This is a genomic window from Rhodococcus sp. EPR-134 (genome assembly GCF_001647205.1).
GTDB lineage: Bacteria > Actinomycetota > Actinomycetes > Mycobacteriales > Mycobacteriaceae > Rhodococcus_F > Rhodococcus_F qingshengii.
Genome location: NZ_LVCT01000659.1, coordinates 1 through 4,638, shown reverse-complemented (window position 1 = coordinate 4,638; position 4,638 = coordinate 1). Strand labels below are relative to the sequence as shown.

Genomic DNA, 4,638 nt, shown 5'->3' with positions numbered 1-4,638 from the left:
CCGCCAACACCCGAAAGCACCGCCGCCGGCACCCCCGACTTCGAGCGAACGGCACTTTCGTCGCCTCAGATCGACCCAACGTACCGTTCACACCATCAAGGGCGGGCACGCCGCCGACTCACCACCCCGTCCGGGATCGAGTGAACGACACGCTCACCCTCTTCAACGAGATGAACGGTACGTTCACACCATCAGGGGCGGGAACACGACTGAGGACGACAGGCGCTTTGCCCGGATCAGTCGATGCCGTCGGCGGTGGCAGTCGCATACTTCGGCCGGCCAGCCGGCAGATACCTCTGAATCGTCACGCCCTTTGATGTGGCTCGCGATTCGGCCAGCTCGAGTGCGATGTCCGGTCCGGAGTCGGGAAACAGTCGCGTGCCCTGGCCTACCACCACCGGAACGATCAGCAGGATCATCTCGTCGACAAGATCGTTCGCGAAAAGCCAGCGGCACAGGTTGCCACTGCCGTGCACCTGAAGCTCACCGCCGGGTCTGGCTTTCAGTTCGCCGAGAGCGATGGCGGTGTCACCTGAAAGGGCTGTCGTGTTCTTCCATTCCGGATCGGTGAGCGTCGTCGACGCAAGGTACTTGGGCCGCGAATTCAGTGCGCTTGCAATGGGGTTGACGTCGGGATTCTCGAACGCGCCCCAATAGCCGGCGAAGATCTCGTACGTGTGTCGCCCGAACAGGAACGCGTCAGCTCGCTGGTAGACCTGGACGAGATAGTCCATGGCTTCGGTGTCCACCAATGGCGCGGACCAGCCGCCCCGCTCGAATCCGCCACGGCGATCTTCGTCCGGCCCACCGAGTCCTTGCATCACTCCGTCGAGAGTGACGATGGTAAAGGTCGTCAGTTTCATAGTCGTACCCATCTCCCAGGCGTCGTCGGATTTCCGCTGTGCCGATATAGACCGTCGAGAAGCGGGAAAGTCATCGAGCGAACGTGGCGTTGATCGCCTTGGATCGACCGAACGTGCCGTTCGCTCAGGGGGGAGGTGGGGTCAGGGCTGCACGGGCACGGAGTCTGACGGGCTGGTCTCGGACTCCAGAGCGTCGCACGGAATCGCGAGCTCGGTCTGTTCGAGGCGGCCGCGAAGGGTGATGTTCTCGGTGATCGACCACTGTGCAGCCTCGGCGCTGTCAGCGGCAGCCACAGCCCGACCGGATGCGGCGACGTTACCCGGAACCGTCTTGGCGACCTCGGACAGTCGCGCCGCTTCGTTGACGGGATCACCGATGACGGTGTACTCGAATCTCTCTCGCGCACCGACGTTCCCGGCTACGGCAACACCTGCGGCGACGCCGATTCCCGCGCTCACTTCCGGAACCTCGGCACGCAGGCGCTGCTGAATCTTGCGGGCAGCGGCGAGTGCGCTGCCGGCGTGATCGTCGAGTGTCGTCGGCGCTCCGAAGATCGCCAGCGCTGCGTCGCCCTCGAACTTGTTGACGAATCCGCCGTGTGCGTCGACCTCGTCGACGATGACGTCGAAGAAACGGTTGAGTAGAGCGACCACAGCCGTAGGGGAGTTGGTGGCCGCGATCGTGGTCGATCCGATGACGTCGACGAAGAGAACGGCAACGTCACGTTCTTCACCGCCGAGTTCCGGGTTTCGGCGAACCGCGTTTGCGGCAACCTCGTGTCCGACGTGGCGCCCGAAGAGGTCGCGTATCCGCTCTCGCTCGCGCAGACCCTCGGCCATGCGATTGAAGCCGGCCTGCAGTAGTCCCAGTTCAGTTCCGTCGTACACGACGACGGACGCGGTGAGGTCGCCACGGGTGACTTGTTCCATTCCTCGTCGCACGGACCGAATGGGGGCCGCGGCGGACCGAATGTTGATGTATGTCAGCCCGAGTCCGACGCACAGGGTGATTCCGCCAATGACGAGGATGGCGATCGCGAGGGCTTGCCACGATGCAGGCCGGATGAAGCTGAAGACCGCCACGAGCATCAAGCCGGTGACGGGGACTCCGCTTCCGAGCAGCCAGACGAGGATTGTCCGGCCGGTCAGTCCGAGAACGGCAGCCTTGCGGGGTGCTCCGGATTCGAGTGCACGCGCAGCAATCGGGCGGAGTGCGAACTCGCTGAGCAGGTAGCAGAAAGCGCACGTGGTGATACCGCTGAAAGCCACGGTGAACAGAACTTTCGGAATAGTGTCGGGGTCGACGATTCCGTACATGGTCGTGAAGGTGATGAGCGCGGCCGTCCACAGGACGGCTTGCACTCGGGTCAGTCGCCACGGCCCGCGCAGCGCCGCGCGTTGATTCTGCTCTGTCGGTGGGTGATCCTCGGTGGCCCATCGAAGATCCCGCATCAGCCGTTTGGTGCCCCACAGAAGTCCGATGAGAAAGACACACCCGATGAAGACGGGCACGGCAATGAAGTTGATCCATGCGAATTCGGGGTGGATGATCTCGGGTCCGGGAACCACGAATCCGATGAGCACGATCGCCAGTACCGCTCCGATCAGGTTTGTGACCAGGAGGGGCGCGGTGAGTAGTGCCTGGACGCGGATTCGGCGGCGCCTGGGGCTTTCGTCGGTGGATCCGAGCAGCCACGACCCCAGGGGCGCACTCGGGACACGGCTTCGCTGCATAGTGTGTCGAGAGTAGTCGTAATGATCGCTTAGGGTGGTCCGGTGCGCCTAGTTATTGCTCGTTGCCGTGTCGACTATGTGGGACGCCTGACCTCCCACCTCCCTACCGCAAGACGACTGCTGTTGGTCAAAGCCGACGGCTCGGTCAGTATCCATGCCGACGATCGGGCGTACAAGCCGCTCAACTGGATGAGTCCGCCGTGCTGGTTGGTCGAGACCACCGGGGACGGCGACGACATCCTGTGGGTCGTCACCAACAAGGCGGGCGAGGAACTGCGGATCACTCTCGAAGAGGTCGAGCACGATTCGTCGTATGAACTCGGTCTCGATCCGGGATTGATCAAGGACGGTGTCGAGGCACACCTTCAAGAACTTTTGGCGGAGCATGTCGAGACACTCGGCCCCGGCTACACGTTGGTGCGGCGTGAGTACATGACGGCCATCGGGCCGGTCGATCTTCTGGTCCGAGACGCGGACGGTGCATCGGTGGCGGTGGAGATCAAGCGTCGCGGCGAGATCGACGGCGTCGAGCAGTTGACGCGCTACCTCGAATTGCTCAACCGCGATCCGCTGCTCGCGCCGGTCACGGGAGTTTTTGCAGCGCAACAGATCAAGCCGCAGGCAAAGACTTTGGCCAACGACCGTGGGATCCGTTGCCTGGTCCTTGACTACGAGGCCTTGCGGGGCACCGAAAGCACCGAGTTCCGCCTCTTCTGACGCTGTTTAGACTCGAACCATGCCGCGCCGCAAACCTTCGCCGAAGCAAACCCGTCGAACGGATACTCGGCGTGCGCGGGATTCGAGCGCGGAGTCGGCGTCACCAAGCGGTGTGTTGTTCGGCGGGGCGCTGGTCCGGGAGGAACCCGGTCCGGGCGGTGAAATGTACATGGTGAGGCCGATACCCGGCTCCAACGCGACGAAGTTCTATCGCTGCCCCGGTTGTGATCACGACATCAGGCCCGGCGTCGCTCACGTGGTGACGTGGCCTTCGGAACCGGGCGGCGCGAACGAGCGTCGACACTGGCACACCGGATGCTGGTCAGGCCGCGGTACGCGCAGCCTGACCAGACGGTGGTCCTGAGCGTCGATCAGTTCCTGGACTGGGCTCGCTGCTCGACGGCGCGGGTGTCGATCTCGGCGGTGTTCGTCTCGTCCGAGTCCTCGAGAACGTCGTCTTCGTCGATACTCGGTTCTGATTTGACCGGTTCTGCGTCGACCTTATCTGCGTCGGCCTTCTTGTCTTCGATCTCGAGATCTTCCTCGGCTTCGACGATGACCGGAGCAGGCGGTGCATCGAGGAGTTCGCTCTCCCGGTTGACCGATGCGAGCATAGCCGGAACCGAATCGAGTTGTCCGCGAATACCCAAGAGCTGAGCCAGGATTCGGCCACGGAGAACGCGCAGTTCTTCGGTGAGTTCCTTCGCGTGAGCGATCTTGCGCTCGGACTGATCAGTGGCGGCCTGCAGCCTGCGCTGAGCCTCGTGCGACGCATCGGCGAGTCGACGCTCGGCCTCTGCTTTGCTCGACGACTCCAACTCGTTGACGGCGGCGACGACCTTGGCGCGGCGCTCCGACATCGAGATGTCGAAGTCTTCGCGGATCTGAGTGCGCTTGGCCTCGGACTCGGCAGCCAGTCGATCCCGCTCGGCCTGCGCGGCTTCGACGATCCGGGCGGCTTCGGTACGGGCCTGCGCCATGGTCTGCTCGTGCATGGTTTCCATCGCGTTGCGACGGTCCTCGAGTTCGGCGATCAGCGACTCGTAGTGCCCACGTAGGCGAGCGCCGTCCTGTTCGGCGATGGAGGTCATCTCGGCTGCGTCGGCTTCGGCCTTCGCGCGCACTTCCGAGGCCTCGTCGGAGGCAAGGCGCAGCATGCGGCTGATGCGATCGCTCATGCCCTCCGCAGTGGTGGGCGGTACCGAGAGGCGGTCGACGTCCTTGCGGAGGTCGTCGATGTCGTCGCGTGCATCGTCGAGCTGCTTGGCGAGGTCACGGGCCTGCGCAGCGGCAGCATCACGATCAGCCGCGGTAACTCGCAGCT

General features: G+C 63.6%; 5 protein-coding genes. 2 read left to right on the top strand and 3 right to left on the bottom strand.

What is annotated here, in order from left to right; translation table 11 throughout:
• Nucleotides 1–236: 236 nt before the first annotated feature.
• On the bottom strand, nt 237–863 hold the full coding sequence (locus tag A2J01_RS28645; RefSeq protein WP_064114089.1) for a dihydrofolate reductase family protein: 627 nt from the start codon (nt 861–863) through the stop codon (nt 237–239).
• Between the two features lie 141 nt (nt 864–1,004).
• A complete protein-coding gene (locus A2J01_RS28640; RefSeq protein ID WP_063316266.1) occupies nt 1,005–2,597 on the bottom strand; it encodes an adenylate/guanylate cyclase domain-containing protein in 1,593 nt (530 codons plus the stop codon).
• A gap of 42 nt (nt 2,598–2,639) precedes the next feature.
• Between A2J01_RS28640 and nucS the strand changes: the two genes are divergently transcribed.
• Nucleotides 2,640–3,314: an endonuclease NucS gene (gene nucS / locus A2J01_RS28635; protein ID WP_007733244.1), complete on the top strand. Its 675-nt coding sequence runs from the start codon at nt 2,640–2,642 to the stop codon at nt 3,312–3,314.
• 19 nt (nt 3,315–3,333) lie between these two features.
• Nucleotides 3,334–3,678, top strand: coding sequence for a hypothetical protein (locus tag A2J01_RS28630; protein WP_054828484.1), 345 nt, complete (start codon nt 3,334–3,336; stop codon nt 3,676–3,678).
• Nucleotides 3,679–3,685: 7 nt separating this feature from the next.
• Here A2J01_RS28630 and A2J01_RS28625 read toward each other — a convergent pair whose 3' ends face one another.
• On the bottom strand, nt 3,686–4,636 hold the full coding sequence (locus A2J01_RS28625; RefSeq protein ID WP_082900977.1) for a hypothetical protein: 951 nt from the start codon (nt 4,634–4,636) through the stop codon (nt 3,686–3,688).
• Nucleotides 4,637–4,638: the final 2 nt, after the last annotated feature.

Coding starts and splice junctions, on each gene's coding strand:
- A2J01_RS28640 (WP_063316266.1), bottom strand. CDS start 2,597: ATGCAGCGAAGCCGTGTCCCGAGTGCGCCCCTGGGGTCGTGGCTGCTC.
- A2J01_RS28645 (WP_064114089.1), bottom strand. CDS start 863: ATGAAACTGACGACCTTTACCATCGTCACTCTCGACGGAGTGATGCAA.
- A2J01_RS28630 (WP_054828484.1), top strand. CDS start 3,334: ATGCCGCGCCGCAAACCTTCGCCGAAGCAAACCCGTCGAACGGATACT.